This is a genomic window from Sanguibacter sp. Z41_6, assembly GCF_059621145.1.
Genome location: NZ_JCAQIF010000003.1, coordinates 298,583 through 324,037, shown reverse-complemented (window position 1 = coordinate 324,037; position 25,455 = coordinate 298,583). Strand labels below are relative to the sequence as shown.

The following is a 25,455-nucleotide window of genomic DNA, read 5'->3' as shown; positions in this document are numbered from 1 at the left end:
CATGGCTGAGGCACTGGACGCGGTGGACGTCATCCGCACCAAGCGCGACGGGGGAGCACTGAGCGACGCCCAGATCGACTGGGTGATCGACGCGTACACGCGGGGCGCGGTCGCCGAGGAGCAGATGGCGGCGCTCAACATGGCGATCCTGCTCAACGGCATGACCCGGCCCGAGATCGCACGCTGGACCGCGGCCATGATCGCCTCCGGCGAGCGCATGGACTTCTCGTCCCTGTCGCGGCCCACCTCGGACAAGCACTCGACCGGGGGTGTGGGGGACAAGATCACGCTGCCGCTCGCGCCGCTCGTGGCCGTCTTCGGTGTGGCCGTCCCGCAGCTGTCCGGCCGGGGCCTCGGGCACACGGGCGGCACGCTCGACAAGCTCGAGTCGATCCCGGGCTGGCGCGCGGCGCTGACCAACGACGAGATGATGGCGCAGCTCGAGGACGTCGGCGCGGTGATCTGCCAGGCGGGTTCAGGGCTCGCCCCCGCAGACCGCAAGCTCTACGCCCTGCGCGACGTCACCGGGACGGTCGAGGCGATCCCGCTCATCGCGTCGTCGATCATGAGCAAGAAGATCGCGGAGGGCACCGGTGCGCTCGTGCTCGACGTCAAGGTGGGCTCCGGCGCCTTCATGAAGGACGAGGCGTCGGCGCGCGAGCTCGCCCGCACCATGGTGGACCTGGGGACCGACGCCGGCGTCCGCACGGTCGCCCTGCTCACGGACATGTCGACGCCGCTCGGCCTCACCGCCGGCAACGCGCTCGAGGTGCGGGAGTCGGTCGAGGTGCTCGCCGGCGGGGGGCCCGACGACGTCGTCGAGCTCACGGTGGCGCTGGCCGTCGAGATGCTCGCCGGTGCGGGCCGGGAGACCAGCCCGGACGACGTCCGTGCCGCGCTCGCCGACGGTCGCGCGATGGACCGCTGGGAGCGGATGATCTCCGCGCAGGGCGGTGACCCGCGGGCCCCGCTCCCGGTCGCCCGGGAGACCGAGCAGGTGCTCGCGCCGCACGACGGCGTGCTCGCGTCCCTCGACGCGTTGGAGGTCGGGTTCGCGGCCTGGCGGCTGGGCGCCGGGCGCGCCCGCAAGGAGGACCCCGTGCAGGCGGGCGCCGGTGTGGAGATCCACGCACGGCCGGGCGACCGCGTCGTCGCCGGACAACCGGTGCTCACCCTGCACACCGACACCCCGGAGCGCTTCGGGCGGGCGCTCGAGTCCGCGCGGGCTGCCGTCCGGATCGCCCCGACGGGAGAGCCGGTCGCCGCGCGACCGCTCCTCATCGACCGTGTCGACTGACCGCCCCCGACGTCCGGCTGCTGTCTACGACGTCGGGGACGAGCCCGACGCGCGGTTCTCGCTCGCCAACGAACGGACCGCTCTCGCCTGGGTGCGCACCGGCCTGGGCCTCGTCGCGGGCGGGGTTGCTCTCACGTCCTTCGCGACGTTCGCGGACCTCTCGGTCTTCCTCGACGTCGTCGCGGCCGTCGTGTGCCTCGCCGGCGGCGTCGTGGCGCTCTACGCGGTCCACGCGTGGCGGCGCAACGAGATCGCGCTCCGCACGCGCACGCCGCTGCCGGCGCCGCGTGCGCTGCCGGTCCTCGTGGCCGGCGTCGTCGTCATGGCTGTGCTGCTCGGCGGCTACGCGCTCACGGCGGCGTTCTGACCGGCGACGGGCCCGGGGAGGGCGGCGCGACGAGCCCGGAGCCGCCCCCGGGGGCCCAGCCCGAGCGCACCGCGCTCGCATGGCAGCGGACCCTCGTGGGTGTGGTCGGCGCGACGTTCGTCCTCGCCCTCACCGCGCTGCGCGCCGGGGCGCCCGGGCTCGCTGTGGCGGCAGCGGGGCTGGTCGGCTACGTGGGGGCCGTGCTCCTGGGTGGGTCGCCCGGGCGCAATCCGGCGGCGGATCACCGGGCCGGCCGCCAGCCGCGCACCGGGCCGGTCCTCGTCCGGGTGGCGACCGTCGTCGCACTGCTCGGGGTGCTCGGTGCGACGCTCGCCGTGGTCGCGGTGATCCGGGGCACGTAGGTGCCGAGCGGTCCGGACCCAGCGGTGAGACCCCCGTGTGGTCCGCCGACCGGTGGCGGGTGGCAGCCGACGGGGCGAGCATGGAGAGATCCGGGGCGTGAAGCCGCACGGCCCGGCCGTCCCCACCCCCGTCCCCCCAGGAGGTCATCCATGAGCACCCAGCCCGGCAACGACGCGCTCCGCGACGCAGGGCTCACGAGCCCCGATCTCGACGGAGCGGTCAACCTCACGGAGGAGCTCGACGCGCAGCACCAGGCCGAGTCCGCGGCCGCGGCCGATGCCGCGCCGGAGGACTACGCGCCCGGTTCCCCGCGCCCGGACCAGCGGGGCGCCGCGGCCGAGGCGGACGTCGTCGAGCAGGCGGCTGTCGTCCCGGACGAGGACGAGTACGTCTGACCTCGGCGGTACCGTTGGGGCATGACGTCTTCTCCGCGCTCCGACGCGCCTGCGACCACCGTGTCGCACATCGCGGCGCTCCCCAAGGTCCTTCTCCACGACCACCTCGACGGCGGCCTGCGGCCCCAGACGATCATCGAGCTCGCGTCCGTGGCCGGCCACACGCTGCCGACCACAGACGCTGCCGAGCTCGCTGACTGGTTCGTCGCAGCGGCCGACTCCGGGTCCCTCGTGCGGTACCTCGAGACCTTCGACCACACGATCGCCGTCATGCAGACCCGCGAGGGCCTGCGCCGCGTCGCCCGGGAGGCCGTGGTCGACCTCGCCGCCGACGGCGTCGTCTACGCCGAGCAGCGCTGGGCGCCGGAGCAGCACCTCACCCAGGGCCTGTCCCTGCAGGACGCGGTCGACGCCGTGCAGGAGGGACTCGAGGAGGGCGTCGCGCTGGCCGCGCAGGAGGGCCGGGAGATCCGCGTCGGCCAGCTCGTCACCGCGATGCGGCACGCCGACCGCTGGGACGAGATCGCGGCGCTCGCCCTCGCGAACCGCGACCGAGGCGTCGTCGGATTCGACATCGCCGGAGCCGAGGACGGCTTCCTGCCGTCCCGCTACCCCTCGACGTGGCGCACCCTCAACGACGCGTCGTTCCCCGTGACGATCCACGCCGGCGAGGCCGCGGGTGTGCCGTCGATCGCCGAGGCCGTGCACCTCGGCCAGGCCAGCCGCATCGGCCACGGCGCCCGCATCGTCGAGGACATCACCGGCATCGACGGCGATGCGCCGGAGCTCGGACGCGTCGCGCACTGGATCCGCGACAACCAGATCCCGCTCGAGCTGTGCCCGTCGTCGAACCTGCAGACCGGAGTCACCGACTCGATCGCCGCCCACCCGATCTCCCGGCTGCGGGACCTCGACTTCGCGGTGACCGTCAACACCGACAACCGCCTCATGTCCGGGACCTCGATGACCCGGGAGATGACGCTGCTCGTCGAGCAGGCCGGCTGGAGCCTCGAGGACCTGCGTGACGTGACGCTGGCCGCGGCATGGAGCGCCTTCGTCCACCACGACGAGCGGCACGCCCTGGGGGAGCGCATCGCCGCCGCGTACGACGCTGCGGCCGCGTCCGACGTCGTCGGGACGTCCAGCGCCCTCTGATCCCACCCGCCCCACGAGAACCGCACGAACGACGGAGCCCATCATGACCAGCACGAGCCACCTGAGCGCGAGCGAGCTCGCCCAGTACGTCGACCACACGCTCCTCACGGCGCACGCTACGCAGGCCGACGTCGCGGCGCTCGCGGAGGAGGCCGACGAGCTCGGCGTGTACTCCATCTGCGTGTCGCCGTCGATGCTGCCGTTGGCGCTGCCCGCCGGGAGCACCCTGAAGATCGCGACCGTCTGCGGTTTCCCCTCGGGCAAGCACCACAGCCAGATCAAGGCTGCGGAGGCCGCGCTCGCCGTCGAGCAGGGCGCGCACGAGGTCGACATGGTCATCGACGTCGGCGCCGCGAAGGCTGGCGCCTGGCATTCCGTCGAGGCGGACATCGCCTCGGTGCGGGCGGCCGTCCCCGCTCCAGCACTGCTCAAGGTGATCATCGAGTCCGCCGCGCTCGAGGACGACGAGATCGTCGCGGCGTGCCAGGCGGCGGAGAGCGCCGGTGCGGACTTCGTCAAGACGTCCACGGGCTTCCACCCGGCGGGTGGCGCCAGCGTGCACGCGGTCGAGCTCATGGCCCGCACGGTGGGCGGGCGACTGGGCGTCAAGGCCAGCGGAGGCATCCGGACGGCCGAGGCCGCGCTCGCGATGATCGATGCGGGAGCGACCCGCCTCGGGCTGTCCGGCACCGCCGCCGTCCTCGCGGGCCTGGACGCGCTCGACGGTCGTGGTGCCCAGCAGGAACCGCCGGCGGCTGGCGAGAGCTCCGGCTACTGACCGACCCTGGCGCCAGCTGCTGGGCGCCACCCACCCGTATCCCCGAGAGGGCACTGATGACCCCCGATGCCACGCCAGCCGGCGACGAGCGCCGACCCGGACGGCCCGAGCGCCCGGTGACCAGCGCGGTCGTGCTGCGCACGGAGTTCCTCACCCCGCACATGGTCCGCGTGGTCCTCGGGGGCGCCGGGCTCGACGGGTTCACGCCGCTGCCCTGCACGGACCAGTACGTCAAGCTGCGGTTCCCTGCCGAGGTCGAGGGAGGCAGACCGCGCCTGCGGACCTACACCGTCCGCTCCTGGGACCCGGTGGCGCGTGAGCTCGCGATCGACTTCGTCGTGCACGGCGACGAGGGCCTCGCCGGTCCCTGGGCCACAGGCGCCCGGCCGGGCGACGAGATCACCTTCGTCGGTCCGGGGGGCGGGTACGCCCCGCCCCCGGACGCCCCGTGGCACCTGTTCATCGGTGACGAGAGCGCGATGCCGGCGATCGCGGCCGCCCTCGACGCTCTCGACAGCGGCGCCCGCGCGAAGGTGTTCCTCGAGGTCGGCGGACCGGCCGACGAGCTGGACCTGCACACCGCTGCGCACGTCGCGGCGCGGACAGACGGCCCGCTCGACGACCCCCTCGTCACCTGGGTGCACCGTGGGCGCAGCCAGAGCCTCCTCGACGTGGTGGCGTCCTGGCCGTTCCCCGAGGGGGTGCCGTCCGTGTTCCTCCACGGCGACGCCGGGCTCGTCAAGGACCTGCGGCGCCACCTGCGTTCCGAGCGTGCCGTGCCACCTGCCGCCCTCTCCGCGTCGGGCTACTGGCGGCGTGGCCGGACGGAAGAGGGCTGGCGCACCGAGAAGGCACAGTGGAAGGCCGCTGTCGACGAGGACGAGCGCACCCTCGCCGCCTCGTGACCCCCAGGGGCGCCCTCAGATCCCGAGGGCTGCGCGCATGTCCGCGGACACGTCGGCGATCCTGAGGCGCGCCGCCGCGCGCGCGTCGGCCAGGTCGTCGGACGACGCGCTGGCCGAGACGTCCCGGACGACCTCGAGGTAGCACTTGATCTTCGGTTCGGTGCCGCTCGGGCGCACGATGACCCGGGTGTCGTCCTCGGTGAGGAGGCGCAGGCCGTCCGTGGGCGGAAGGCCGTCGACCCCGTCGGCGAGGTCCACCGTCTCCACGACCGACGAGCCGCCGAGCGACACGGGAGGCGCTTGCCGGAGCCGCGCCATCGTCCGAGGGATCTCGGTGAGGTCCGTGAAACGCACCGAGAGCTGGTCGGTCACGTACAACCCGTGCTGCCGGGCGAGATCGTCGAGGGCGTCGACGAGGCTCTGACCGCGGGCCTTGAGGTGGTCTGCCAGCTGCACGACGAGGAGCGCCGCGCTGATCCCGTCCTTGTCCCGCACGGACTGCGGGTCGACGCAGTAGCCGAGCGCCTCCTCGTACCCGAAGAGGAGGCCGGGGACACGGGAGATCCACTTGAACCCGGTGAGCGTCGTCGCGTGCTCGAGCCCGTGCGCCGCAGCGATGCGGGCGAGGAGCCGCGACGAGACGATCGAGCTCGCGAGGGTGCCCCTGCGGCCCTCGCGCTCGGCCCGGCTCGCGACGAGCTCACCGAGCAGCGCTCCGACCTCGTCGCCGTGCAGCATGCGCCATCCCTCGAACGCGGCGGTGTCGGCGCCCGCGTTCACCGGCAGCTGGCGGATCACCCCTGGGTCGATGACCGCGACGGCGCACCGGTCGGCGTCCGGGTCGTTGGCGATGACGAGGTCGGCCCGGAGAGCCTCCGCGTAGGTGAGGGAGAGGTCGATGACGCCCGCTTCCTCGGGGTTGGGGAACGCCACGGTCGGGAACTCGGGGTCGGGGTCCGCCTGCTCAGGGACGAGGAACACGTCCGGGTAGCCGGCGCGGCGCATCACCTCGCCGAGGACGGCCCCTCCGACGCCGTGCAGCGGCGTCGCCACGACCTTGAGCCTGCGGGGCGACGAGTCGTCGACGAGGGCGTCGACCGAGTCGAGGTAGGCAGCGAGCAGGTCCGGTCCGACGACCGTCCACCCGTGGTCGGCGCGGGCGATCGAGGCGACGGACGGCACGGCCTCGATGCGGGCGGCGATCTCGGCGTCCTGCGGCGGCACGATCTGCGCACCCTGGCCCGCGTCGGTGACGACCCGGCCACCGAGGTACACCTTGTAGCCGTTGTCCGTCGCGGGGTTGTGGCTCGCGGTGACCATGACGCCGGCGTCGGCGTCGAGGTGTCGGAGCGCGAAGGCGAGGACGGGCGTCGGCAGGGGCCGGTCGAGCAGCAACGCCTCGTGACCGGCGGCCGTCGCCACCGCGACGGTGTCCCGTGCGAAGTCGAGCGACCGGTGCCGAGCGTCGTACCCGACGACGATCCGCGGCGGACGCCCCGGACCGACCGTGTCCGAGAGGAAGGCGGTGAGTCCGGCCGCAGCTCGCAGCACGACCGCTCGGTTCATCCGGTTCGGGCCACCGCCCAGGGCTCCCCGCAGGCCCGCGGTCCCGAACTGCAACGTGCCCGAGAAGCGGTCCTCCAGGTCGTGCAGGGCCGCGACGTGCGCTCGCGTGGGGTCGTCCCGGTCGTCGGCGACGCGGAGCTGGTCGAGGAGCTCGTCGCGCGTCGTGGGGTCGGGGTCGTCCGCGATCCAGTCCCGGACCAGTGCCCGGACCCGCTCGAGGCGCTCCTGCTCGGACGGCTGCTGGTCGGTCGTGGTGTCGTTCGTCATGTCAGATCCTCGAGACGATCGCGGCGAGCAGGGCACTGATGCGCGGTCCGGCGGCCTGGCCCGCCTCGATGACCTCGGCGTGGGAGAGAGGTACCGGGCTGATCCCGGCAGCGAGGTTCGTGACGAGGGAGATGCCCAGCACCTCGAGGCCCACGTGCCGTGCGGCGATGGCCTCGAGAGCGGTCGACATCCCCACGAGGTCCCCCCCGAGCCTGCCTGCCATACGGACCTCGGCCGGGGTCTCGTAGTGGGGTCCGCGGAACTGGACGTACACGCCGTCGGCGAGCTCCGGGTCGACCTCGCGGGCGACGGCACGCAACCGCGCCGAGTACAGGTCCGTGAGGTCGACGAACGTCGCGCCCTCGAGCGGCGACGTCGCCGTGAGGTTGATGTGGTCCGAGATGAGCACGGGTGTCCCGGGCGCCCAGTCAGGATTGAGCCCACCGCACCCGTTCGTGAGGATCACGGTGCTCGAGCCCGCTGCCGCCGCGGTGCGCATCCCGTGCACGACGGCGCGCACCCCCCTGCCCTCGTAGAGGTGCGTACGGGAGCCGAGCACGAGGGCATGCTTGCCCGTCGCGGCGACCTTGACCGAACGGAACGTCCCGACGTGTCCGGCGACCGCTGGAGCCGTGAACCCGGGCACCTCGTCCGCTCGCACCTCGGCGACCGTCTCGCCGAGGAGATCGGCGCTGCCACCCCACCCGGAGCCGAGGACGAGCGCGATGTCGTGGCGCTCGATGCCGGTGGCCTGCGCGAGGTGCCGGGCTGCCTGGGCTGCGAGGTCGAAAGGGTCGGTGACGGCTGGGTCGGCCGCTCGTGCGGGTGAGGGAGTGGTCATGGTTCGAGGCTAGCGCCCGCACAGGGAGGCGACGACCGGTCGCCGGGTGCGCGTGTCGTCGACCCGTGGAGCGACCGCCGGACCCCTGGGATACTGGACGTATGACGTCATCCACGACCCCGCCCCCCGTCCCTGGAGCCGCTTCGCTGTCTGACCCGGACCTGCAGGCGACGAAGATCGTCATCCTCGGAGGTGGACCCGGCGGCTACGAGGCCGCCCTCGTCGCGAAGCGCCTCGGTGCGGACGTCACGGTCGTCGAGCGCCAGGGCCTCGGCGGGGCGGCGGTCCTCACGGACGTCGTGCCGTCGAAGACGCTCATCGCGACAGCCGAGTGGATGGCGGTGGGCCGGACCGCGTCGGAGCTGGGCATCCGCATCCAGGACGCGGCCGGCGACCCCGCCGACCAGCTGTCGGTCGACCTTGCCGTCGTCAACGCACGCGTGCGGCGGCTCGCGGCCGCGCAGTCGGACGACATCCGTGCGCGCCTCGAGCGCGAGTCCATCCGGGTGGTCGACGGGCAGGGTCGGCTCGACGGGCCGTCACGCGTCGTCGTCGACCCCACCGAGGGGTCGGAGCCGGAGACGATCGAGGCCGACGTCGTGCTCGTCGCGACGGGCTCGACGCCGCGGGTCCTGCCGACGGCGCAGCCGGACGGCGAGCGGATCCTCACGTGGACGCAGCTCTATCAGCTCACCGAGCTCCCCGAGCGCCTCATCGTCGTCGGCTCGGGGGTCACCGGAGCCGAGTTCGCCGGCGCGTACAACGCGCTCGGCTCCGACGTCGTGCTCGTGTCCAGCCGTGACCGGGTCCTGCCCGGCGAGGACGCTGACGCCGCGAACCTCATCGAGCAGGTCTTCACGGACCGCGGCATGACCGTGATGTCGAAGTCGCGCGCCGAGTCTGCGGTCGTCGTGGGGGAGGGCCCCTCGGCGCACGTGGAGGTCACCCTCTCCGACGGGAGGGTCGTCACCGGTTCCCACGTCCTCGTGGCGGTCGGCTCCATCCCCAACACGCAGGGCCTGGGCCTCGAGGAGGCGGGTGTCCGGCTGACGACGACCGGTCACATCGAGGTCGACAAGGTGTCCCGGACGAGCGTGCGGGGGGTCTACGCCGCCGGCGACTGCACCGGGGTCTTCCCGCTGGCGTCCGTCGCCGCGATGCAAGGACGCGTGGCGATGTCGCACGCCCTGGGCGACGCCGTGCAGCCGTTGCGGCTGCGCAGCGTCGCGGCGAACATCTTCACCGCACCGGAGATCGCGACCGTCGGCTACAGCGAGCAGGCACTCAAGGACCAGAGCTCGAAGTACTCCACGACGATCCTGCCGCTGCGCCGCAACCCGCGCGCCAAGATGCTCGGCATCCGTGAAGGGTTCGTCAAGATGTTCGCGCACCCCGATGCCGGCGTCGTCCTGGGAGGTGTCGTCGTGGCGCCACGGGCGAGCGAGCTCATCTTCCCGATCACTCTTGCGGTCGCCCACCGCCTGACGGTCGACGACGTCGCTGAGGCGTTCACGGTGTACCCGTCCCTGTCGGGCTCCATCGCGGAGGTCGCCCGGATGGGGCACCACAGGATCGACTGACCGCCGCGGCGCGATCGCGTCAGAGTGGGCGGACCGCGCCGAGGTCGAGGGTCGCGTGGATCGCTCCCTCGCGGACGTCGAGCGCGACGAGCGTGACCCCGGCGACCTTGGCCGCGATCGCGTCCTGCAGGCGCAGCGCGAGCACGGGCTCGTCCGTGCCCCGGCGGACCTCGACGAGGCCGTCGGGCAGGCCCCGGCTGCGCAGCGCGGAGTTGATCGGCGCGGTGAGGTGGTTGACGAGCTTGTGAGCCGGGAGCGACCGCGCCTGGGCGCCGATCTCGAACGTCGCGACGCCTCCGGTGTAGCCGGTGAACACCGCGACGACCGAGACGGTGCCCACGGCAGCGGCCGCGAGGCGCAGCGCCATCGGCGGGTCGGGGATGAGCCGCAGGTCGATCTCGGCGAACACGGCGTTGCCCTTGCCGAGGACGGAGGTGACCATCGGTGGCAACGGTTGCTGGGACGTGGCGACCGTCATCGCTTCGCTGATGGGGAACGTGATCTGCATGGCTCTCCTCGCGGGGTACTCGTGGACCTGCGACGCCTCGCCGGTGGGGGGCGTCGGGTGGCAGTCCCATTGTGGGACCACGCGGCCGGGACGACCTGCTCAGGACTCCTGGGAGATCCGATCGACGAGAGAGCGCCAGACCGAGCCGAACGCCGGGAGCAGCGGATGGTCCTCGACCTCGTCGACCGCGACCCACACCATCTCGAGGCTCTCGGGGTCCGTCGCACGGACCTCGGGGGACGTCCCGTCGTCCACGACGGCGAGGATCGTCGTGTAGCGCCAGTCGCCGTGGTCGAGCACGTGCTCGCCGACGACGTGCACGAGGTCCGGCGTGATCCCCGCTTCTTCCTGAGCCTCCCGGAGCGCACCCTGCTCAGGGGTCTCGTCGGGTCCCACGGCGCCGCCGGGGATCCCCCAGGTGCCGCCCTGGTCGCTCCACAGCGCGCGGTGCTGGAGGACGATGTGGGAGACGCGACCTGCGTGGTCGCGTCTGGCGAGAAGCAGGCCTGCCGCCCCGAACCGGCCCCAGTGCTTGCGGCCGCAGGCGCAGTCCACCCACCCGTCCCCGGGCTGGCGCGGGCTCTGCGGTGCGGGACGGGTCACCGGACGAGCCTGCCACACGGGCCGGACCCAAGCCATGCGGTGCGAGCGGCGAACGGGTCGATCAGTCGACGATCTGGCAGATCGCGGTACCCGAGCTCACTCCGGCTCCGACGACGGCGGACAGCCCCGCCACCGTGCCGGCACGGTGGGCGAGGAGCGGCTGCTCCATCTTCATCGCCTCGAGCACGACGACGAGGTCGCCCTCGGCGACGAGCGCACCGTCGGCGACAGCGACCTTGACGATCGTGCCCTGCATCGGCGATGCGAGCGTGGCGCCGTTGCTGCCGGACGACTTGGTCACGGTGCGGCGCGCGGGGCGCCGCACCGGCTGACGGCCACGTCCACCTCCGATACCGAGCCCGGCCGGGATGACGACCTCCAGTCGCTTGCCCCCGACCTCGACGATCACGCGCTCGGTGGCGGCGGCCTCGGACTCGGTGTCCGTGGATGGCTGCGCAGCGCCGAGGTTCGCGCACACGTCCGCGAACTCCGTCTCGATCCACCGGGTGTGGACGCTGAAGGGCTCGTCCCCGGCGGGGACGAACGCCTCGGCGTCGAGCACCGCGCGGTGGAACGGCACGACGGTCGGGATCCCCGTGATCTCGAGCTCGCGCAGTGCACGGCGGGCTCTCTCGACGGCCTGTCGCCGGGTGGCGCCGGTGACGATCACCTTGGCGAGCAGGGAGTCGAACGCGCCGGAGATCGTGTCTCCCTCGACCACGCCGGTGTCGACGCGCACGCCGGGGCCGCTCGGCAGCCGCAGCCCGGTGATGCGGCCGGGGGCCGGGAGGAAGTTCGCTGCGGGGTCCTCGCCGTTGATCCGGAACTCGAGCGAGTGGCCGCGGACCTCGACCGAGGAGTAGCCCAGCGGCTCCCCGGCGGCGATGCGCAGCTGTTCCCTGACGAGGTCGATGCCCGTGACCTCCTCGGACACCGGGTGCTCCACCTGGAGACGTGTGTTGACCTCGAGGAACGACAGGGTGCCGTCGACGCCGATGAGGAACTCGCACGTGCCCGCCCCGACGTAGCCTGCCTCGCGCAGGATCGCCTCCGAGGACGCGTAGAGCTCGTCGCGCTGGGCGTCGGTGAGGAACGGCGCCGGCGCTTCCTCGACGAGCTTCTGGTGACGTCGTTGCAGGGAGCAGTCGCGCGTCGAGACGACGACGACGGTGCCGTGCTCGTCGGCGAGGCACTGGGTCTCGACGTGGCGCGGCTTGTCGAGGTAGCGCTCGACGAAGCACTCGCCGCGGCCGAACGCGGCGACGGCCTCGCGGACCGCGGAGTCGAAGGCCTCGTCGATCTCGTCGACGGTGCGAGCCACCTTGAGGCCGCGACCTCCACCGCCGAAGGCCGCCTTGATGGCGACGGGCAGACCGTACGCTGCGGCGAACGCGTGGACCTCGCTGACGTCCGCGACCGGGTCGGGCGTGCCCGGGACGAGGGGCGCGCCCGCGCGCTGGGCGATGTGGCGCGCACTGACCTTGTCCCCGAGGGCGTCGATGGCTGCGGGCGGCGGACCGATCCACACGAGCCCGGCGTCGATCACCGCACGCGCGAAGTCGGCGTTCTCCGCGAGGAACCCGTAGCCGGGGTGGACCGCGTCGGCTCCTGCCCGGCGGGCGACGTCGAGGAGCTTCGCGATGTCGAGGTACGTCTCGGCCGCACGCGCACCGTTGAGGGCGAACGCCTCGTCGGCAAGGCGGACGTGGAGGGACTCGCGGTCGGGGTCGGCGTAGACCGCGACCGACCTGATCCCGGCATCGGCGCAGGCACGGGCGATGCGGACGGCGATCTCGCCGCGGTTGGCGATGAGGACCTTAGAGATGAGGGGCACGGCTCACGGTAACGCGTGCGGCGCCCAGTTCCGCGCGATGCGCGGCCGCCACGGGCAAGATTGAGGAGAAAGCCAAGCCTGCTCCGACGGCCTTGTAGGGATCCGGCATGGTGGAGTGCGAGCCAGAGCGGCAAAACGCCACAAGTGGTCCAGCGCGGGGCGGACGCGGTCAGTCTGCTTGCCGATTCCACAGGTCGGTCCACCGGACGCCCACCTCCGTGAGCAGCGCTCGGAGCAGCGGCAGGCTGATCCCGACGACGCCGTGGTGGTCGCCCTCGATCCGCTCGACGAATGCGCCGCCGAGCCCGTCGATCGTGAACGCTCCGGCAACGCGCAGCGGCTCACCCGTGCTGATGTACGCGTCGATCTCCTCGTCGGAGACGTCCGCGAAGTGCACGGTCGTCGAGCTCGTCGCGCCGAGCGTCCCGCCGGTGCCACCCTCGTCGGTGTCGCGCAGGTCGACGACCCAGTGGCCCGTGTGCAGGACGGCGCTGCGGCCGCGCATGAGCCGCCACCGCTCTCGAGCGACGTCGGCGGTGGCGGGCTTGCCGTACACCTCGCCCTCGATCTCGAGCATCGAGTCGCACCCCACGACGACGTCGAGGGGTCCGGCACCCTCATCCTGCCCGGGATCGGCGTCCTCGATGGCCCGTGTCACGTCCTGCGCCTTGGCCTGGGCCAGGAGCAGCACCACGTCCGCGGGCTCGATCGCGCCGTACCGCTGCCTCGCGTCGGCGATCACCGCATCCTCGTCGACCGCGGAGACCCGGACGACGGGGACGACTCCGGCGGCGGTGAGGGTGGCGAGGCGGGCAGGGGACGCGGAGGCGAGGACGAGGGTGGTCACGACGGATCAGCCTAGACCCGCGCGCGGACACGTCGCAGGCGCCCGGGACGGGATGCGCTCACAGCGTCGTCGCCTCCGTGTGCGCGACGCTCGTCAGCGCGAGCGTCGCGAGCCACGCAGCTTCGTCGAAGACCCCGACCGGGCACGAGTAGGCGAGCAGCAGGCCGCTGTCCTGCGCCGTGATGGCGCGAGCGAGGTAGCGGTACTCGACGGCTGCGTCCGGCGTGGCGTACGTCGTCTGGTACTGCACCATCTCGAGCGGTCCAGCGGGCCCGCCCACGGTCATGACCGGCCTCTCCACGGGCAGGTAGCTCTCGGCACCGACGAGCTGGACGAGCAGGTCCTCGCTCGCTGCCCGGTCGTCATCCGTACCGAAGTCGACGTGAATCTGCTGGGTGCCCAGGACGCACCCCTCGTCGGACGCGAGCTTCGTCACGCCGTCGACGTCGAGCTGGGCGACGGTCCAGCCCTCGAGGCCGACCGGGACGCCCCACGCGGGGAGGGGGCCGCTCCCTCCGGGGGCGTCCTGACCAGCCACGGGGTCATCCGAGTCTGTCTCCTGCGACGTGTCGGCGAGCTTCTCCAGGACGTCTCCCCGGCTCTCCTCGAGCGTGCTGCGGGCGCCGGCAGCCCACTCCCGGAAGCTCGCGTCGGTCGTGGGTGCGGGAGCGGCGGGCTCCTGCGTGGCGCACCCGGTGAGGAGCGCGATCGCGAGGGTGCCAGCGCTGAGGGTGCCAGCCCCGACGACGCGGACCGGACGGGTGGTGCGCTGCTCTCGTCGGCGGGTGGTGAGCTGGGGGCGTGCGACGGACATGGCTGCTGCTTTCTCTCGGTGCAGGAGCCATCAGCGTGTCCGCGCTGTCTGTCGGGATCAGGCCCGCACGGGCACGCTGTGCAGCGGGCGCTCGTCCACAGTCAGCGGATCGCCTCTTTCAGCACGTCCAGGCCGACGGAGCCGACGCTCAGCGCGCGCCGGTGGAACTCCTTGAGGTCGAGCTCGCCACCGGCAGCGCGCGCTGATGCTGCGGCGTCGTCGCGCACCTGCTCCCACAGGCGCTGGCCCACCTTGTAGGACGGCGCCTGGCCCGGCCACCCGAGATAGCGGTTGAGCTCGAACCGCAGGAAGGCCTCCGGCATGTTGACGTTCGCCGTGAGGAAGCGCCACGCCGTGGCACGGTCCCAGACGCCACCGCCCCACTCCTCCGGGGCGCGCTTGCGCAGGTGCACGCCGATGTCGAGGACGACGCGGGCCGACCTCATCCGCTGCGCGTCGAGCATCCCGAGGCGGTCGCCCGGGTCGTCGAGGAAGCCGAGCTCGGCCATGAGCCGCTCCGCGTAGAGGGCCCAGCCCTCGCCGTGCCCGGAGACCCAGCACGCGAGCCGCCGCCAATCGTTGAGGACGTGCCGCTCGTGGACGGCCTGGCCGCACTGGAGATGATGGCCGGGGACACCTTCGTGGTAGACGGTCGTCTTCTCGCGCCACGTGCTGAACTCCGTGACCTCCGGCGGCACCGACCACCACATCCGTCCGGGTCGGGAGAAGTCGTCGCTCGGCGGCGTGTAGTAGATCCCGCCGGTCTGCGTGGGCGCGATCCGGCACTCGAGGAGCCGGACCGGCTCCGGGATGTCGAAGTGGGTGCCGTCGAGCGCTTCGATCGCGGCGTCCGACGTCTCCTGCATCCACCGGCGCAGAGCCTCGGAGCCCGACAACCGCCGCGCGGGGTCGGCGTCGAGGCGAGCGACCGCCTCGTCCACCGTGGCGCCCCGACCAGCAACCTGCTCGGCGACCCGCTCCTGCTCGGCGACCACCTTCCGCAGCTCCTCGAGCCCCCACTCGTACGTCTCGTCGAGGTCGACCTCCGCGCCGAGGAAGTACCGCGACGCGAGCGCGTAGCGGTCGTGGCCGACCGCGTCGTGGTCGGGCGCCAGGGGCGCGAGATCCCGCCGGAGGAAGTCGGCGAGGTCCGAGTAGGCGCGTCTGGCCTCCCGGGCCCCGTGCTCCAGCTCCTTGCGGGTCGCGGCGCACGAGGACGAGCCGTCGAGCGCGCGCTCCACAGCAGGCCCGGAGACGAACTGGGAGAAGAACGAGGAGGTCGGGTCGGCGAGCTCCGCCGCCTGCTTCGCGCACTCCTCGACCTGCAGCGCCGCGGCGACCTGCCCGCGCTGGGCAGCCAGCCGCAAGGACGCGATGTACCCGTCGACGGCGGCGGGCAGACCGCCCAGGCGGGCGGCGATGTTCTCCCAGTCCTCGGGCGAGTCCTGGTCGCAGATGTCGAACACGTCCCGCATCTCCTGCAGCGGAGACGCGATGACGTTGAGCGTCGCGTGCTGCTCACCGGAACCGTACATCTCGAGGTCCAGGCCCAGGCGCTCGGACATCGCCAGCAGCGTGACCTGGTCCACCTCGTCGCGGGGTGCGATCGCACGGACGTTCTCCAACGTCGCGCGGACGAGCTCCGCCCGCGCGTCGATCCCGTCCGGCGAGAGGTCGGTCACGAGGTGGTCGTACCCGCGCACCCCGATCGCCGTCGCACCGAACGGGTCGAGCCGCGCCGATCCGCGGACGAACGCGTTCGCGACGTCGTCGATGGGGGAGGGGGGCCGGACCTCCGGGTCGGGCACGGGCACGGGCTGGGTGTCGTGGTCCATGCCCCGACGCTACTCGTCCGGTGCAGCCGGACGCACGACCTCGCGGGACGAATGTCCCGTACGCGGCGCATGCGGGCACGGCATGATCGGTACCGGTGGTCGACCGACCACCGAGCGATGCAGGAGGCGGTGAGGCAGATGGCGGACGTCACGCACGACGACGCACTCGAGGACGACCAGCTCGAGGAGGACCTTCTGGCGACGCTCCAGGCAGACGAGCTGTCCGGGTTCCGGCACAGCAACCGGTGGATCTTCGGCACCATGGCGCTGTCTGCGGCCATCAGCCTCGTCGCCGCGTTCGTGCTGTCCTACGACGCCGTCAAGCTTGCCGCCGACCCGACGTCGGCCCTGAGCTGCAACGTCAACGCCATCATCAACTGCGGGTCCGTCGCCCTGTCGTGGCAGGCGAGCCTCTTCGGCTTCCCCAACGCATTCCTCGGGCTCATCACCGAACCCGTCGTGCTGACGATCGCCGTCGCCGGACTCGCCGGTGTCCGCTTCCCGCGGTGGTTCATGGCGACGGCGCAGGGCATCTACCTGCTCGGTCTCGCCTTCGCGCTCTGGCTGTTCAGCCAGTCCATGTGGGTCATCGGATCGCTGTGCCCGTGGTGCATGCTCGTCACGGTCTCGACGTCGCTCGTGTTCCTCACGCTCCTGCACTACAACATCCGTGAGGACAACCTCTACCTCCCGCCGACGTGGCAGGCGAGGGCACGCCGGTGGGTGCGGAACGACTACGACCTCTACGCGGGGATCGCGATCATCGTCGTCCTCGCGACGCTCGTCCTGACGAAGTACGGCTCCAGCCTCTTCGCCTGACGGGTCAGCGCGCACCCCCGACGGTCAGCGCAGGCTCCAGCGCCACATGTCCGCACCCGTGGCGCGAGGAGCGCCACGCAGGCCGGTGCGACGGTCCGTCCACGGGCTGCTGTCCGTAGGGGCGGGTGCGTCGTTCCCCTCAGACACGGCGACGATGCCCGCCACGAGCGCCGCGAGCTCCATCTCGTCCGGCGCGCCCCGCACGACCCGGACGAGAGCCGGACCGACGAGCGCTACCGGCGCGTTCCCGACGGGCGCGCTCCCGGGGGGCACGTTCACGGCGTCCGCGGTCACAGTGCGTCGTCCTCGTCGTCCTCGTCGCCGAACAGCACGGGCGCGCCCCGTGCCGCACCCCACTCCGCGACCTCGAAGCCACGCTCCAGCAGGCGCCGGGCGACGGCCGCTCCCTCGTCGTCGATGATGCCGAGCACCGAGTCCATGGAGAGGTCGGAGGTGCCCGTGTGCGGACCCACGAGGAAGCCGAGGTGGAACGTCTCGACCTCGGTGGCGTACGGCGGGAGGTCGTCGTCGTCGGCCTCGGTGCCCTCCCACGTCATGCCTGTGAGGTCCGAGTGCATGCCCAGGCGCTCGTGGACGAGGTCGTAGAGCTCGGCGTTGAGACTGTTGACCTGCGACTCGATGGCGAGGATCCGGGGGTCCTCGTCCGCCTCGTGCGCCCCGAACTCCGCCCGCACGCCCACGGCGGTGCCGACGTACTCGCGCAACGCCGCGGCCAGTGCATCGACGGTGCTGAGCAGGTCCGTCGCGTCGATGCCGGCCAACGGCATCGGTCCGTGCGCCGGGTGGTCGTGCTCGCCGTCGTGCGACCCGTCGGCGCCCCCGCCCGGGTGGATCTCGTCCCGGCTCACAGTGGGATGTTCCCGTGCTTCTTGGCCGGGAGGCTCGCCCGTTTCGTGCGCAGGGCCCGCAGCGCACGGATGACCTGCCCACGGGTCTCGTGCGGCGCGATGACCGCGTCGACGTACCCGCGCTCGGCGGCGTCCCACGGGTTGACGATCGCCTCCTCGTACTCGTCGGTCAGACGCTTGCGCTCCGCGTCGACGTCGAGACCCGCGTCCGCGGCAGCCTTGAGGGCTCCGCGCTGCAGGATGTTCACGGCACCCCCGGCGCCCATGACCGCGATCTGCGCCGTCGGCCACGCCAGGTTGATGTCGGCGCCGAGCTGCTTGGAGCCCATGACGATGTACGCCCCTCCGTAGGCCTTGCGGGTGATGAGGGTGACGAGCGGGACCGTCGCCTCGGCATAGGCGTAGATGAGCTTCGCGCCACGTCGGATGATGCCGTTCCACTCCTGGTCCGTGCCGGGCAGGAACCCGGGGACGTCGACGAGCGTGATCACCGGGATGTTGAAGGCGTCGCACGTGCGGACGAACCGGGCGGCCTTCTCCGCGGCGTTGATGTCGAGGGTCCCGGCCATCGACAGCGGCTGGTTGGCGACGATCCCCACGGAGCGCCCCTCGACGTGCGCGAAACCCACGAGCACGTTGCGTGCGTAGAGCGGCTGCACCTCGAGGAACACGCCCTCGTCGACGACGTGCTCGATGACGGCGCGCATGTCGTACGGCTGCGAGTCGGAGTCGGGCACGAGCGTGTCCAGCTCGCGGTCGGAGTCCGTCACCTCGAGGTCTGCGCCTCCTGCAGCGAAGCTCGGCGGATCGCTGAGGTTGTTCTGGGGCAGGTACTCGAGGAGGTGTCGGACGTAGTCGATCGCATCGTCCTCGTCCGCTCCCATGTAGTGCGCGACGCCCGAGCGTTCGTTGTGCGTCTGGGCGCCGCCGAGCTCCTCGAACCCGACGTCCTCGCCCGTCACCGCGCGGATGACGTCCGGGCCGGTGATGAACATGTTCGACGTGCCGTCGGCCATGACGATGAAGTCGGTGAGGGCGGGGGAGTACACCGCGCCACCGGCACTCGGGCCGAGGATGAGGGAGATCTGCGGGATGACGCCGGACGCGGCCACGTTGCGGCGGAAGATCTCAGCGAACTGGGTGAGCGCCGCGACACCTTCCTGGATGCGTGCGCCGCCGCCGTCGGAGATCCCGACGAGCGGCACCCCGGTGCGCAGCGCGAGGTCCATGACCTTCGTGATCTTCTGTCCGTGGACCTCGCCGAGACTGCCCCCGAACACGGTGAAGTCCTGGGAGTAGATGCACACCTGGCGTCCGTCGACGGTGCCGTGCCCGACGACGACGCCGTCACCGGCGAGGCGCTTCTTCTCGAGCCCGAAGTTCACGGAGCGGTGCTTGGCGAACGCGTCGAGCTCGACGAAGCTCCCCGGGTCGAGCAACGCGTCGATGCGTTCGCGCGCGGTCTTCTTCTTGCGGGCGTGCTGCTTGGCGGCGGCGGCCTCCTCGGGCACCGCCACGGCCTCGGTGTACCGGCGGGCGAGGTCCGTGAGCTTTGCTGCCGTGCCCACCGGACCGGCCGGGGTCGGGGGAGCGGTCGCCGGGGCGCTGGTCGGTGCGTGTGCGTCGGTCACGGAGCGAGCCTAGTTGGTGCAGAACGACGAATCACCTGCACGGGCGGCCAGTGCTTGCCCCCGACGGCTTGGCGGGTCCCTACAACACCTGCGGCATGATGGGGAGATGGAGACACCTTCCCGCGCCCCCGTCGACGCCGACCTCCTGCGCGGGCTGCTTCTCCAGCCAGCCGGACCGCTGGCCCGGCTGGAGGTCGTGGAGCGGTCCGCCTCGACCAACAGCGAGCTCGCCGCCGCTGTCTTCGCTGACGCGGACGCGTGGCCCGTGCCGTCGTTGCTCGTCGCCGAGCACCAGGTCGCGGGCCGCGGTCGTTCGGGCCGGGGGTGGCAGACACCGGACCGAGCGGCCCTGACCTGCTCGCTGCTCCTGCGCCCGGACGTGCCCGCTGCAGCGCTGAGCTGGTTGCCGCTGCTCGCCGGCCTCGCCGCCGTCACCGCGCTGCGGTCGACGCTCGGGGTGCGGGCCGTCGTCAAGTGGCCCAACGACGTCCTCGTCCCCCTCGACGTCCCGGAGCTGGAGGGGTGGGGCGCCCTCCGCAAGGTCGCCGGCATCCTTGCGGAGCTCCTGCCGGACGGGAAGGCAGTCGTGGGGATCGGTCTCAACGTGTCGCAGGTCCCCGAGGAGCTGCCGGTGCCGACCGCGACGTCGCTCGCACTGGCCGGCGCTGCGACGACGGACCGCACGGTGATCCTCGCCGCGCTGGGCGCTGCCGTGGTCGACGTCTTCGGGCGGTGGGCGGCCGCGGGGGGTGACGTCGTGGGGACGGGGCTCGTCCGCGAGCTCGCCGAGGTGTCGGCCACGATCGGGTCCGACGTGCGCGTGGAGCTCGCGGACGGGGAGATCCTCACGGGGCGGGCGACCGGGTTCGCCGCCGACGGTGGCCTCCTCGTGCGTACGGGACAAGCCCAGCGAACGGTGCATAGCGGTGACGTGCATCACCTTCGCCTAAACTGACAGAGTGTCCATCGAGTCCACCGATCCCCGCCCGCAGGAACCCGAAGACGCGGGCGCGCCCGCCGCTCCTGCCGACGAGGCGCGGGACCGGGGCCGGATCCTCGACGAGGCGATCCTCGGTGGGCCCCGTGATCTGCCGCTCGACGAGCTCATCGAGCGCACCGGCCTCGACCTCGACTCCCTGCGCAGCTACTGGCGCGTGCTCGGGCTGCCGGTCATCGAGAACGAGACGACGTTCACCGAGGACGACGCGCGCGCGCTGCACGACACGGCGGAGATGGCGGAGCAGGAAGAGCTCTCCCGGCGGTCGCTCACGACTCTCGTGCGGTCCGTCGGCCACACGACCGAGCGGCTCGCGCTCTGGCAGGCGGAGGCGCTCGTCGAGCACATGGCCCAGCGCCACAGGCTCGACGACACGAGCGCACGACTGCTCGTGCTCGACCGCCTGCCGAGCCTCGCGCCGGTCCTCGAGGCGCAGCTCATCCACGCCTGGCGGCGACAGCTGGCCGCGCTCGCCGGTCGGTGGGCCGTGGAGTTCTCGGGCGCTCGCGCGGTCGACGAGACCGGCGAGGGTGAGCTCCCGCTGCCCCGGGCGGTGGGCTTCGCGGACATCGTCTCCTTCACGACGCGTACCGCGAGCATGCGCTCGTCGGAGCTCTCGGACTTCGTGTCCGACTTCGAGGCCGGCGCACGTGACGTGGTGACGGCCGCCGGGGGCCGGGTGGTCAAGACGATCGGCGACGCCGTGCTCTTCATCGCCGACGACGTCGAGGCCGGTGCCGAGGTCGCGCTGGGCCTGGCGCAGGCGGGGGGCGACGGACGGACGGACGGCGTGCCGCCGGTCCGCGTGAGCCTCGTGTGGGGCAGGGTGCTCTCACGGTTCGGAGACGTGTTCGGACCATCGGTGAACCTGGCTGCGCGGCTCACGGACGAAGCGGAGCCGGGGACGGTCCTGCTCGACCCGGCGACCGCGGCGCTTCTCGCGGGTGACATGAGGTTCGCGCTCACCGGCCAACCTCCGCGCGAGGTCCAGGGGGTCGGCGCCGTCGCGCCCGTGCGCCTGCAGTGGGCGTACACCCCCGGCTCTGCCTGACCGGGCCGGGGGACCGAGCCTGACGGAGCCGGAGGCCGAACCCACGGGACCGCGCCGCCCGGGAGCAGCGCGGTCCTCCTGTGGGGTCAGGCGTTGACGGGCGCCACGGGCACGTACTCGACGCGCTCGATGCGGGCGACGGTGGTCGTGGGTTGTCCGTTGCTCGATGCGTACGGACCGATCCACAGACCGAGGAACCCGCCGGCGGACACGCTGTCCAGCGTGCGGCCGTCCACGACGGCGACCTCCACCGGGGCCTGGCCCTGCGCCCCTGCGAGCAGGGTGTAGTCCTGCCCACGCGCACTGACGCTGAGCTGGACGCCGTCGCGCCCACCATCGAGGGTGACCTCTCCGACGACGGTGTCCGTGTCCCCCCGGCGGTGCACCGCGGTGACGGTGCCCGACGAGCCGAGCACGAGCCGGACATGGTCCTGCTCGGACTGGCGGACCGCGAGACCGGCCACCTCACCGTCTTCGAGGTCCGCCCGCAGGACGACGTGCACGTCCACGTCCTGGTGCTGCTGGCGCAGACCGAGGAAGGCCGGGGTGGTCCGTTCCGTCAGTGTCGCCGGCAGCAGCCGCACGTCCCAGCCGTCGCCAGCGGGCGTCGCGAACCCGGACGCCGGACCGCGCAGCGTCGTCCACCGCAGGTCGTCGGGCCGCACCACCCCGCTCGTCGTGCCCTGCGCCGCTCCGGGGATCGAGACGCCGGAGGTCCGGACCTCGACCTCGTCGGGCACCCGGCCGACACCGGGAGCGAAGACGGGCCAGCCGTCCTCCCACACGACGGGCACGAGGAACGTCTCGCGTCCGAGGTTGTAGTGGTACCCGCCGTACGGGCGCATGCCCAGCAGAACCGCCCACCAGGAGCCGTCGGGTGCTTCGACGAGGTCGGCGTGGCCGACCCCTGTCACCGTGGAGCCCTTTCCGAGGTGCCGGTGCGTGAGGACGGGGTTTCCCCTGTTCCCCTCGTACGGTCCGGTGACCGTGTCCGCCCGCGCCACCGAGATGGCGTGGTGGACGTCCGTCCCGCCCTCCGCGGCGAGGAGGTAGTACCGGCCGTCGACCTTGTAGAGGTGCGGACCCTCGGCCCACACAGCGCCGATGAGCGCCCCGGTCCAGAGCACGTGCTCCGGCCCGACGAGCGTCATGGTCGCGGGGTCGAGCTCGCGCAGCCACACCTCTGTCTGGTCGTGCCACTGCGGCTCGCGGACCAGGCGGGTGCCGTGCACCCAGACACGACCGTCGTCGTCGAAGAAGATCGACGGGTCGATCCCCGCGACCCCGAGCCACACCGGGTCGGACCACGGCCCGGCCGGGTCGGTGGCGGTCATGATGAAGTTCCCACCACCTCCGGGCGCCACCTGGTCGATGAGGGTGCACACGAGCCAGAACACCCCGTCGTGGTGCCGCAGCGTCGGCGCGTAGAGGCCACCGGACGACCGGATGCCCTCGTACGCCAGCTGGTCGGCGCGGTCGACGACGTGGCCGATCTGCTCCCAGCTCGTGAGGTCCGTGCTGCGGAACACAGGCAGACCCGGGAAGTACTCGAACGTCGACGTCACGAGGTAGTACGTGTCGTCCACCCGGCAGATCGTCGGGTCGGGGTAGCACCCCGGCAGGATGGGGTTGTGGACGACGGTCACAGCGCCTCCACCGAGATGCCGACCCACCGCGGGTCGGCCGTCGTCACGGCGTGGACCGCACCGACGAGCTCGACGGTCGCCCGCGACGTGGCCGCACCGGGGACCTCGCGACGAGCAGTCTCGACCTCGCTGTTGATCCCACCGGTCGCAGCGTCGTCGGGCAGCTCCACCGAGGAGGCCGCAGCGTGCGCGGCGACCCAGATCTCGACATCGCCGGGCTCGACGATCTTCACCATGCGACGGTCCGTGAACGCGAACCTGCTCGTGGGGACGCTGAAGGTCACCCGGCGCGAGTCGCCCGGAGCGAGCTCGACGCGGGCGTACCCGAGCAGCTGCACGGTGGGCCGCGTGATCGATCCGTGGACGTCGTGCCCGTACAGCTGGACGACGTCGGCGCCCGCCACCTCGCCCGTGTTCGTCACCGTGACGGCCGCGGTGAGCGTGCCGTCCGTGGCGACGGCGTCGTCGACGACGAGGTCGTCGTACCGGAACGTCGTGTAGGACAGGCCGAAGCCGAACGGGCGCAGCGGCGTGGAGTCCGTCGCCGTGACGTCGGACGGTCCGCCGAGGATGGGGTGCAGGTAGGAGAAGGGCTGCGACCCGGTCGAGCGGGGCAGGGACACGGGGAGCCGGCCTGACGGGTTCACCGTTCCGGTGAGCACGTCGGCGATGGCGAGCCCGCCGCCCTCACCGGGGAAGAACGCCTGGAGCACGGCTGCCGGGAGGGCGCCGGTGCCTTCGAGCGCCCAGTCGACCGCGTACGGCCGGCCGGTGAGCATGACCATGACGACGGGCGTGCCGGTCGCCAGGACGCTCTCGACGAGCTCGCGCTGCACGCCGGGGAGCTCGAGCGACTCGGAGTCGTTGCCCTCCCCGACGGTGCCGCGTCCGAAGAGCCCGGCCTGGTCACCGACGACGACGATCGCCACGTCAGCACCGGTCGCGGCCTCGACGGCGGCCGGGATGCGCGAGGTGTCCGCGTCGGCGACGGTGCAGCCCTCGGCGTGGACGATCTCGACACCCGTGAGGCCTGCGGTCTCGAACGCACCGGGCAGGGCCTCGAGAACCGTCGGGATCTCGAACCCGAGCTCGTGGTCCGGGTAGTGCGCCAGGACGTGGTTGGCGAACGAGTAGCACCCCTGGAGGGCTTCGGCGCGGGCGGCGTTCGGGCCGATCACGGCGACGCGGCGCAGCGGGGTGGCACGGGCGGCGAGCGGGAGCACGCCGTCGTTGCTCAGCAGGACGACGGACTCCTCGGCGAGGCTGCGTGCGAGCGCGCGGTGACGGGGGGAGTCGAGGTCGATCTCGTCCGCGGTGGGCGGCTCGTCCTCGAACGCGTCGGCGTCGAGGAGTCCGAGCTCTTCCTTCTGGCGCAGGGCGCGCAGGACCGCGCGGTCGACGTAGCCCTCGTCGAACTCTCCGGCGCGGATGCGCTCAGCGAGCGGCGCGAGGTACGCGTCGCCCGTGGGGAGCTCGATGTCGATGCCCGCCTCGAGCGCGAGGGCTGCGGCCTCGCCGCGGTCCTTGGCGACGGCGTGCATGACCTCGAGGAACGCGACAGCGAAGTAGTCGGCGACGACGACGCCCTCGAACCCGAGCTTCTCGCGCAGGACGGTCGTGAAGTACTCGGGGCTCGCGGCCATGGGCACGCCGTCGACGTCGGCGTAGGAGTTCATGACGGAACGTGCGCCGCCGTCGAGGATGGCCATCTCGAACGGGGGCAGGAACACGTCGGCGATCTCACGCGGTCCGGCGGAGACGGGGGCGTGGTTGCGTCCGGCCTTGGAGGAGGAGTAGCCGAGGAAGTGCTTGAGGGTCGCGTGGACGCCGGTGGACTGGAGGCCGCGGACGTAGGAGGTGCCGATCGTGCCGACGAGGTACGGGTCCTCGCCGATGCACTCGTCGACGCGGCCCCAGCGGGGGTCACGGACGACGTCGAGCACGGGAGCCAGGCCCTGGTGGATGCCGAGCTGACGCATCGACTCGCCGATGGCCTTGCCGGTCTCCTCGACGAGGTCGGGGTCGAACGACGCCCCCCAGGCGAGGGGGGTCGGGAACGTGGCGGCCTTCCAGGCGGCGAGCCCGGTGAGGCACTCCTCGTGGACGAGCGCGGGGATGCCGAGCCGGGTCTCACGCTTGAGCCGGCGCTGCTCGCCCCAGAGCCACGCGGCGCGGTCCGCGGGCTCGACGGGACGGGTGCCGTAGACGCGGGTGTAGTGGCCGAGCCCGTGGCGCGTGACCTCGAGGATCTCCTCGCTCCCGCCCTTGCCGCTGGCCATCTCACCCTGCATCGGGGCGACGACGTTGCCACCCTGGTCGAGCCAGTAGCCGACGATCTGGGCGAGCTTCTCCTCGAGGGTCATCTGTGCGTGCAGATCGTGCACACGTTGGGACACCTCGGGCATTGCGGGGATGGTCACGGTTACGTCTCCTTCGACGGGACTGGGAAAGCTGGTGGAGGCAGGGGAATGCAGCGAGCGGCGCCCC

Annotated in this window: 24 protein-coding genes; 11 read left to right on the top strand and 13 right to left on the bottom strand. The window is 72.4% G+C overall.

Going from position 1 to position 25,455, the window contains the following annotated elements; all coding sequences use genetic code 11:
• Window position 1 precedes the first annotated feature (1 nt).
• The 7 genes from AC54T1_RS09145 (at window position 2) to AC54T1_RS09115 (ending at window position 5,260) form a co-directional block, all read left to right on the top strand.
• Window positions 2-1,297: a thymidine phosphorylase gene (locus AC54T1_RS09145; RefSeq protein ID WP_496911746.1), complete on the top strand. Its 1,296-nt coding sequence runs from the start codon at window positions 2-4 to the stop codon at window positions 1,295-1,297.
• Window positions 1,287-1,664, top strand: coding sequence for a YidH family protein (locus AC54T1_RS09140; RefSeq protein ID WP_496911745.1), 378 nt, complete (start codon window positions 1,287-1,289; stop codon window positions 1,662-1,664). Before AC54T1_RS09145 ends, AC54T1_RS09140 begins: the two co-directional genes overlap by 11 nt.
• Complete coding sequence (locus AC54T1_RS09135) at window positions 1,661-2,026, top strand: DUF202 domain-containing protein (RefSeq protein WP_496911864.1); 366 nt, start codon at window positions 1,661-1,663, stop codon at window positions 2,024-2,026. Before AC54T1_RS09140 ends, AC54T1_RS09135 begins: the two co-directional genes overlap by 4 nt.
• Before the next feature lie 150 nt (window positions 2,027-2,176).
• On the top strand, window positions 2,177-2,422 hold the full coding sequence (locus tag AC54T1_RS09130; protein WP_496911744.1) for a hypothetical protein: 246 nt from the start codon (window positions 2,177-2,179) through the stop codon (window positions 2,420-2,422).
• A gap of 21 nt (window positions 2,423-2,443) precedes the next feature.
• Window positions 2,444-3,577 (top strand): adenosine deaminase, encoded by a 1,134-nt coding sequence (locus AC54T1_RS09125; RefSeq protein WP_496911743.1) that lies wholly within the window; start codon window positions 2,444-2,446, stop codon window positions 3,575-3,577.
• 43 nt (window positions 3,578-3,620) lie between these two features.
• Entirely contained in the window at window positions 3,621-4,355 is a 735-nt protein-coding gene (gene deoC, locus AC54T1_RS09120) for a deoxyribose-phosphate aldolase (protein WP_484345106.1), read from the top strand.
• Between the two features lie 56 nt (window positions 4,356-4,411).
• Window positions 4,412-5,260 carry a siderophore-interacting protein gene (locus AC54T1_RS09115; protein WP_496911742.1) on the top strand — a complete coding sequence of 283 codons (849 nt, stop codon included), beginning with the start codon at window positions 4,412-4,414 and terminating at the stop codon, window positions 5,258-5,260.
• A gap of 15 nt (window positions 5,261-5,275) precedes the next feature.
• Here the strand turns inward: AC54T1_RS09115 and AC54T1_RS09110 are convergent, their stop codons facing one another.
• Complete coding sequence (locus AC54T1_RS09110) at window positions 5,276-7,093, bottom strand: phospho-sugar mutase (RefSeq protein ID WP_496911741.1); 1,818 nt, start codon at window positions 7,091-7,093, stop codon at window positions 5,276-5,278.
• Window position 7,094: 1 nt separating this feature from the next.
• Window positions 7,095-7,934: a purine-nucleoside phosphorylase gene (locus tag AC54T1_RS09105; protein WP_496911740.1), complete on the bottom strand. Its 840-nt coding sequence runs from the start codon at window positions 7,932-7,934 to the stop codon at window positions 7,095-7,097.
• Window positions 7,935-8,035: 101 nt separating this feature from the next.
• On the opposite strand from AC54T1_RS09105, the gene AC54T1_RS09100 reads away from it, so the two are divergent.
• Window positions 8,036-9,514 (top strand): NAD(P)H-quinone dehydrogenase, encoded by a 1,479-nt coding sequence (locus AC54T1_RS09100; RefSeq protein WP_484345110.1) that lies wholly within the window; start codon window positions 8,036-8,038, stop codon window positions 9,512-9,514.
• 19 nt (window positions 9,515-9,533) lie between these two features.
• Here AC54T1_RS09100 and AC54T1_RS09095 read toward each other — a convergent pair whose 3' ends face one another.
• From AC54T1_RS09095 to AC54T1_RS09070, 6 genes are all read right to left on the bottom strand, one after another.
• On the bottom strand, window positions 9,534-10,022 hold the full coding sequence (locus AC54T1_RS09095; protein WP_484345111.1) for a hypothetical protein: 489 nt from the start codon (window positions 10,020-10,022) through the stop codon (window positions 9,534-9,536).
• A 99-nt stretch (window positions 10,023-10,121) separates the two neighbouring features.
• Window positions 10,122-10,625 carry an NUDIX hydrolase gene (locus tag AC54T1_RS09090; protein WP_484345112.1) on the bottom strand — a complete coding sequence of 168 codons (504 nt, stop codon included), beginning with the start codon at window positions 10,623-10,625 and terminating at the stop codon, window positions 10,122-10,124.
• A 61-nt stretch (window positions 10,626-10,686) separates the two neighbouring features.
• Window positions 10,687-12,459 carry an acetyl/propionyl/methylcrotonyl-CoA carboxylase subunit alpha gene (locus AC54T1_RS09085; RefSeq protein ID WP_484345113.1) on the bottom strand — a complete coding sequence of 591 codons (1,773 nt, stop codon included), beginning with the start codon at window positions 12,457-12,459 and terminating at the stop codon, window positions 10,687-10,689.
• A gap of 169 nt (window positions 12,460-12,628) precedes the next feature.
• The gene (locus tag AC54T1_RS09080; RefSeq protein WP_484345114.1) at window positions 12,629-13,306 is read right to left on the bottom strand and encodes a Maf family protein; all 678 of its coding nucleotides are present in this window, start codon (window positions 13,304-13,306) and stop codon (window positions 12,629-12,631) included.
• 58 nt (window positions 13,307-13,364) lie between these two features.
• Window positions 13,365-14,120, bottom strand: coding sequence for a hypothetical protein (locus tag AC54T1_RS09075; protein ID WP_496911739.1), 756 nt, complete (start codon window positions 14,118-14,120; stop codon window positions 13,365-13,367).
• A 101-nt stretch (window positions 14,121-14,221) separates the two neighbouring features.
• Window positions 14,222-15,955 (bottom strand): DUF885 domain-containing protein, encoded by a 1,734-nt coding sequence (locus AC54T1_RS09070; protein WP_496911738.1) that lies wholly within the window; start codon window positions 15,953-15,955, stop codon window positions 14,222-14,224.
• Window positions 15,956-16,093: 138 nt separating this feature from the next.
• On the opposite strand from AC54T1_RS09070, the gene AC54T1_RS09065 reads away from it, so the two are divergent.
• Window positions 16,094-16,774 carry a vitamin K epoxide reductase family protein gene (locus AC54T1_RS09065; RefSeq protein ID WP_484345117.1) on the top strand — a complete coding sequence of 227 codons (681 nt, stop codon included), beginning with the start codon at window positions 16,094-16,096 and terminating at the stop codon, window positions 16,772-16,774.
• 24 nt (window positions 16,775-16,798) lie between these two features.
• Here the strand turns inward: AC54T1_RS09065 and AC54T1_RS09060 are convergent, their stop codons facing one another.
• Genes AC54T1_RS09060 through AC54T1_RS09050 form a run of 3 tightly spaced genes read right to left on the bottom strand, consistent with a single transcriptional unit; the run spans window position 16,799 to window position 19,211 of the window.
• The gene (locus tag AC54T1_RS09060; protein WP_496911737.1) at window positions 16,799-17,068 is read right to left on the bottom strand and encodes an acyl-CoA carboxylase subunit epsilon; all 270 of its coding nucleotides are present in this window, start codon (window positions 17,066-17,068) and stop codon (window positions 16,799-16,801) included.
• Entirely contained in the window at window positions 17,065-17,643 is a 579-nt protein-coding gene (locus AC54T1_RS09055; RefSeq protein WP_484345119.1) for a hypothetical protein, read from the bottom strand. The genes AC54T1_RS09060 and AC54T1_RS09055 overlap by 4 nt, the downstream gene beginning before the upstream one ends.
• Window positions 17,640-19,211, bottom strand: coding sequence for an acyl-CoA carboxylase subunit beta (locus tag AC54T1_RS09050; RefSeq protein WP_496911863.1), 1,572 nt, complete (start codon window positions 19,209-19,211; stop codon window positions 17,640-17,642). The genes AC54T1_RS09055 and AC54T1_RS09050 overlap by 4 nt, the downstream gene beginning before the upstream one ends.
• A 169-nt stretch (window positions 19,212-19,380) precedes the next feature.
• On the opposite strand from AC54T1_RS09050, the gene AC54T1_RS09045 reads away from it, so the two are divergent.
• Both AC54T1_RS09045 and AC54T1_RS09040 read left to right on the top strand, forming a co-directional pair.
• Entirely contained in the window at window positions 19,381-20,229 is an 849-nt protein-coding gene (locus AC54T1_RS09045) for a biotin--[acetyl-CoA-carboxylase] ligase (protein ID WP_496911736.1), read from the top strand.
• 4 nt (window positions 20,230-20,233) lie between these two features.
• Window positions 20,234-21,322, top strand: a complete 1,089-nt coding sequence (locus tag AC54T1_RS09040) for an adenylate/guanylate cyclase domain-containing protein (protein WP_496911735.1) — start codon at window positions 20,234-20,236, stop codon at window positions 21,320-21,322.
• Window positions 21,323-21,408: 86 nt separating this feature from the next.
• Here the strand turns inward: AC54T1_RS09040 and AC54T1_RS09035 are convergent, their stop codons facing one another.
• Both AC54T1_RS09035 and AC54T1_RS09030 read right to left on the bottom strand, forming a co-directional pair.
• Window positions 21,409-22,968, bottom strand: coding sequence for a glycoside hydrolase family 43 protein (locus AC54T1_RS09035; RefSeq protein ID WP_484345122.1), 1,560 nt, complete (start codon window positions 22,966-22,968; stop codon window positions 21,409-21,411).
• Window positions 22,965-25,373 (bottom strand): beta-xylosidase/alpha-l-arabinosidase, encoded by a 2,409-nt coding sequence (locus tag AC54T1_RS09030; protein ID WP_484345408.1) that lies wholly within the window; start codon window positions 25,371-25,373, stop codon window positions 22,965-22,967. Before AC54T1_RS09030 ends, AC54T1_RS09035 begins: the two co-directional genes overlap by 4 nt.
• Window positions 25,374-25,455: the final 82 nt, after the last annotated feature.

Bases quoted from the DNA above. Each gene is read 5' to 3' on its own strand.
- AC54T1_RS09145 (WP_496911746.1), top strand. From the start codon at position 2: ATGGCTGAGGCACTGGACGCGGTGGACGTCATCCGCACCAAGCGCGAC.
- AC54T1_RS09130 (WP_496911744.1), top strand. From the start codon at position 2,177: ATGAGCACCCAGCCCGGCAACGACGCGCTCCGCGACGCAGGGCTCACG.
- AC54T1_RS09125 (WP_496911743.1), top strand. From the start codon at position 2,444: ATGACGTCTTCTCCGCGCTCCGACGCGCCTGCGACCACCGTGTCGCAC.
- deoC (WP_484345106.1), top strand. From the start codon at position 3,621: ATGACCAGCACGAGCCACCTGAGCGCGAGCGAGCTCGCCCAGTACGTC.
- AC54T1_RS09115 (WP_496911742.1), top strand. From the start codon at position 4,412: ATGACCCCCGATGCCACGCCAGCCGGCGACGAGCGCCGACCCGGACGG.
- AC54T1_RS09110 (WP_496911741.1), bottom strand. From the start codon at position 7,093: ATGACGAACGACACCACGACCGACCAGCAGCCGTCCGAGCAGGAGCGC.
- AC54T1_RS09105 (WP_496911740.1), bottom strand. From the start codon at position 7,934: ATGACCACTCCCTCACCCGCACGAGCGGCCGACCCAGCCGTCACCGAC.
- AC54T1_RS09100 (WP_484345110.1), top strand. From the start codon at position 8,036: ATGACGTCATCCACGACCCCGCCCCCCGTCCCTGGAGCCGCTTCGCTG.
- AC54T1_RS09095 (WP_484345111.1), bottom strand. From the start codon at position 10,022: ATGCAGATCACGTTCCCCATCAGCGAAGCGATGACGGTCGCCACGTCC.
- AC54T1_RS09075 (WP_496911739.1), bottom strand. From the start codon at position 14,120: ATGTCCGTCGCACGCCCCCAGCTCACCACCCGCCGACGAGAGCAGCGC.
- AC54T1_RS09070 (WP_496911738.1), bottom strand. From the start codon at position 15,955: ATGGACCACGACACCCAGCCCGTGCCCGTGCCCGACCCGGAGGTCCGG.
- AC54T1_RS09065 (WP_484345117.1), top strand. From the start codon at position 16,094: ATGGCGGACGTCACGCACGACGACGCACTCGAGGACGACCAGCTCGAG.
- AC54T1_RS09045 (WP_496911736.1), top strand. From the start codon at position 19,381: ATGGAGACACCTTCCCGCGCCCCCGTCGACGCCGACCTCCTGCGCGGG.
- AC54T1_RS09030 (WP_484345408.1), bottom strand. From the start codon at position 25,373: ATGCCCGAGGTGTCCCAACGTGTGCACGATCTGCACGCACAGATGACC.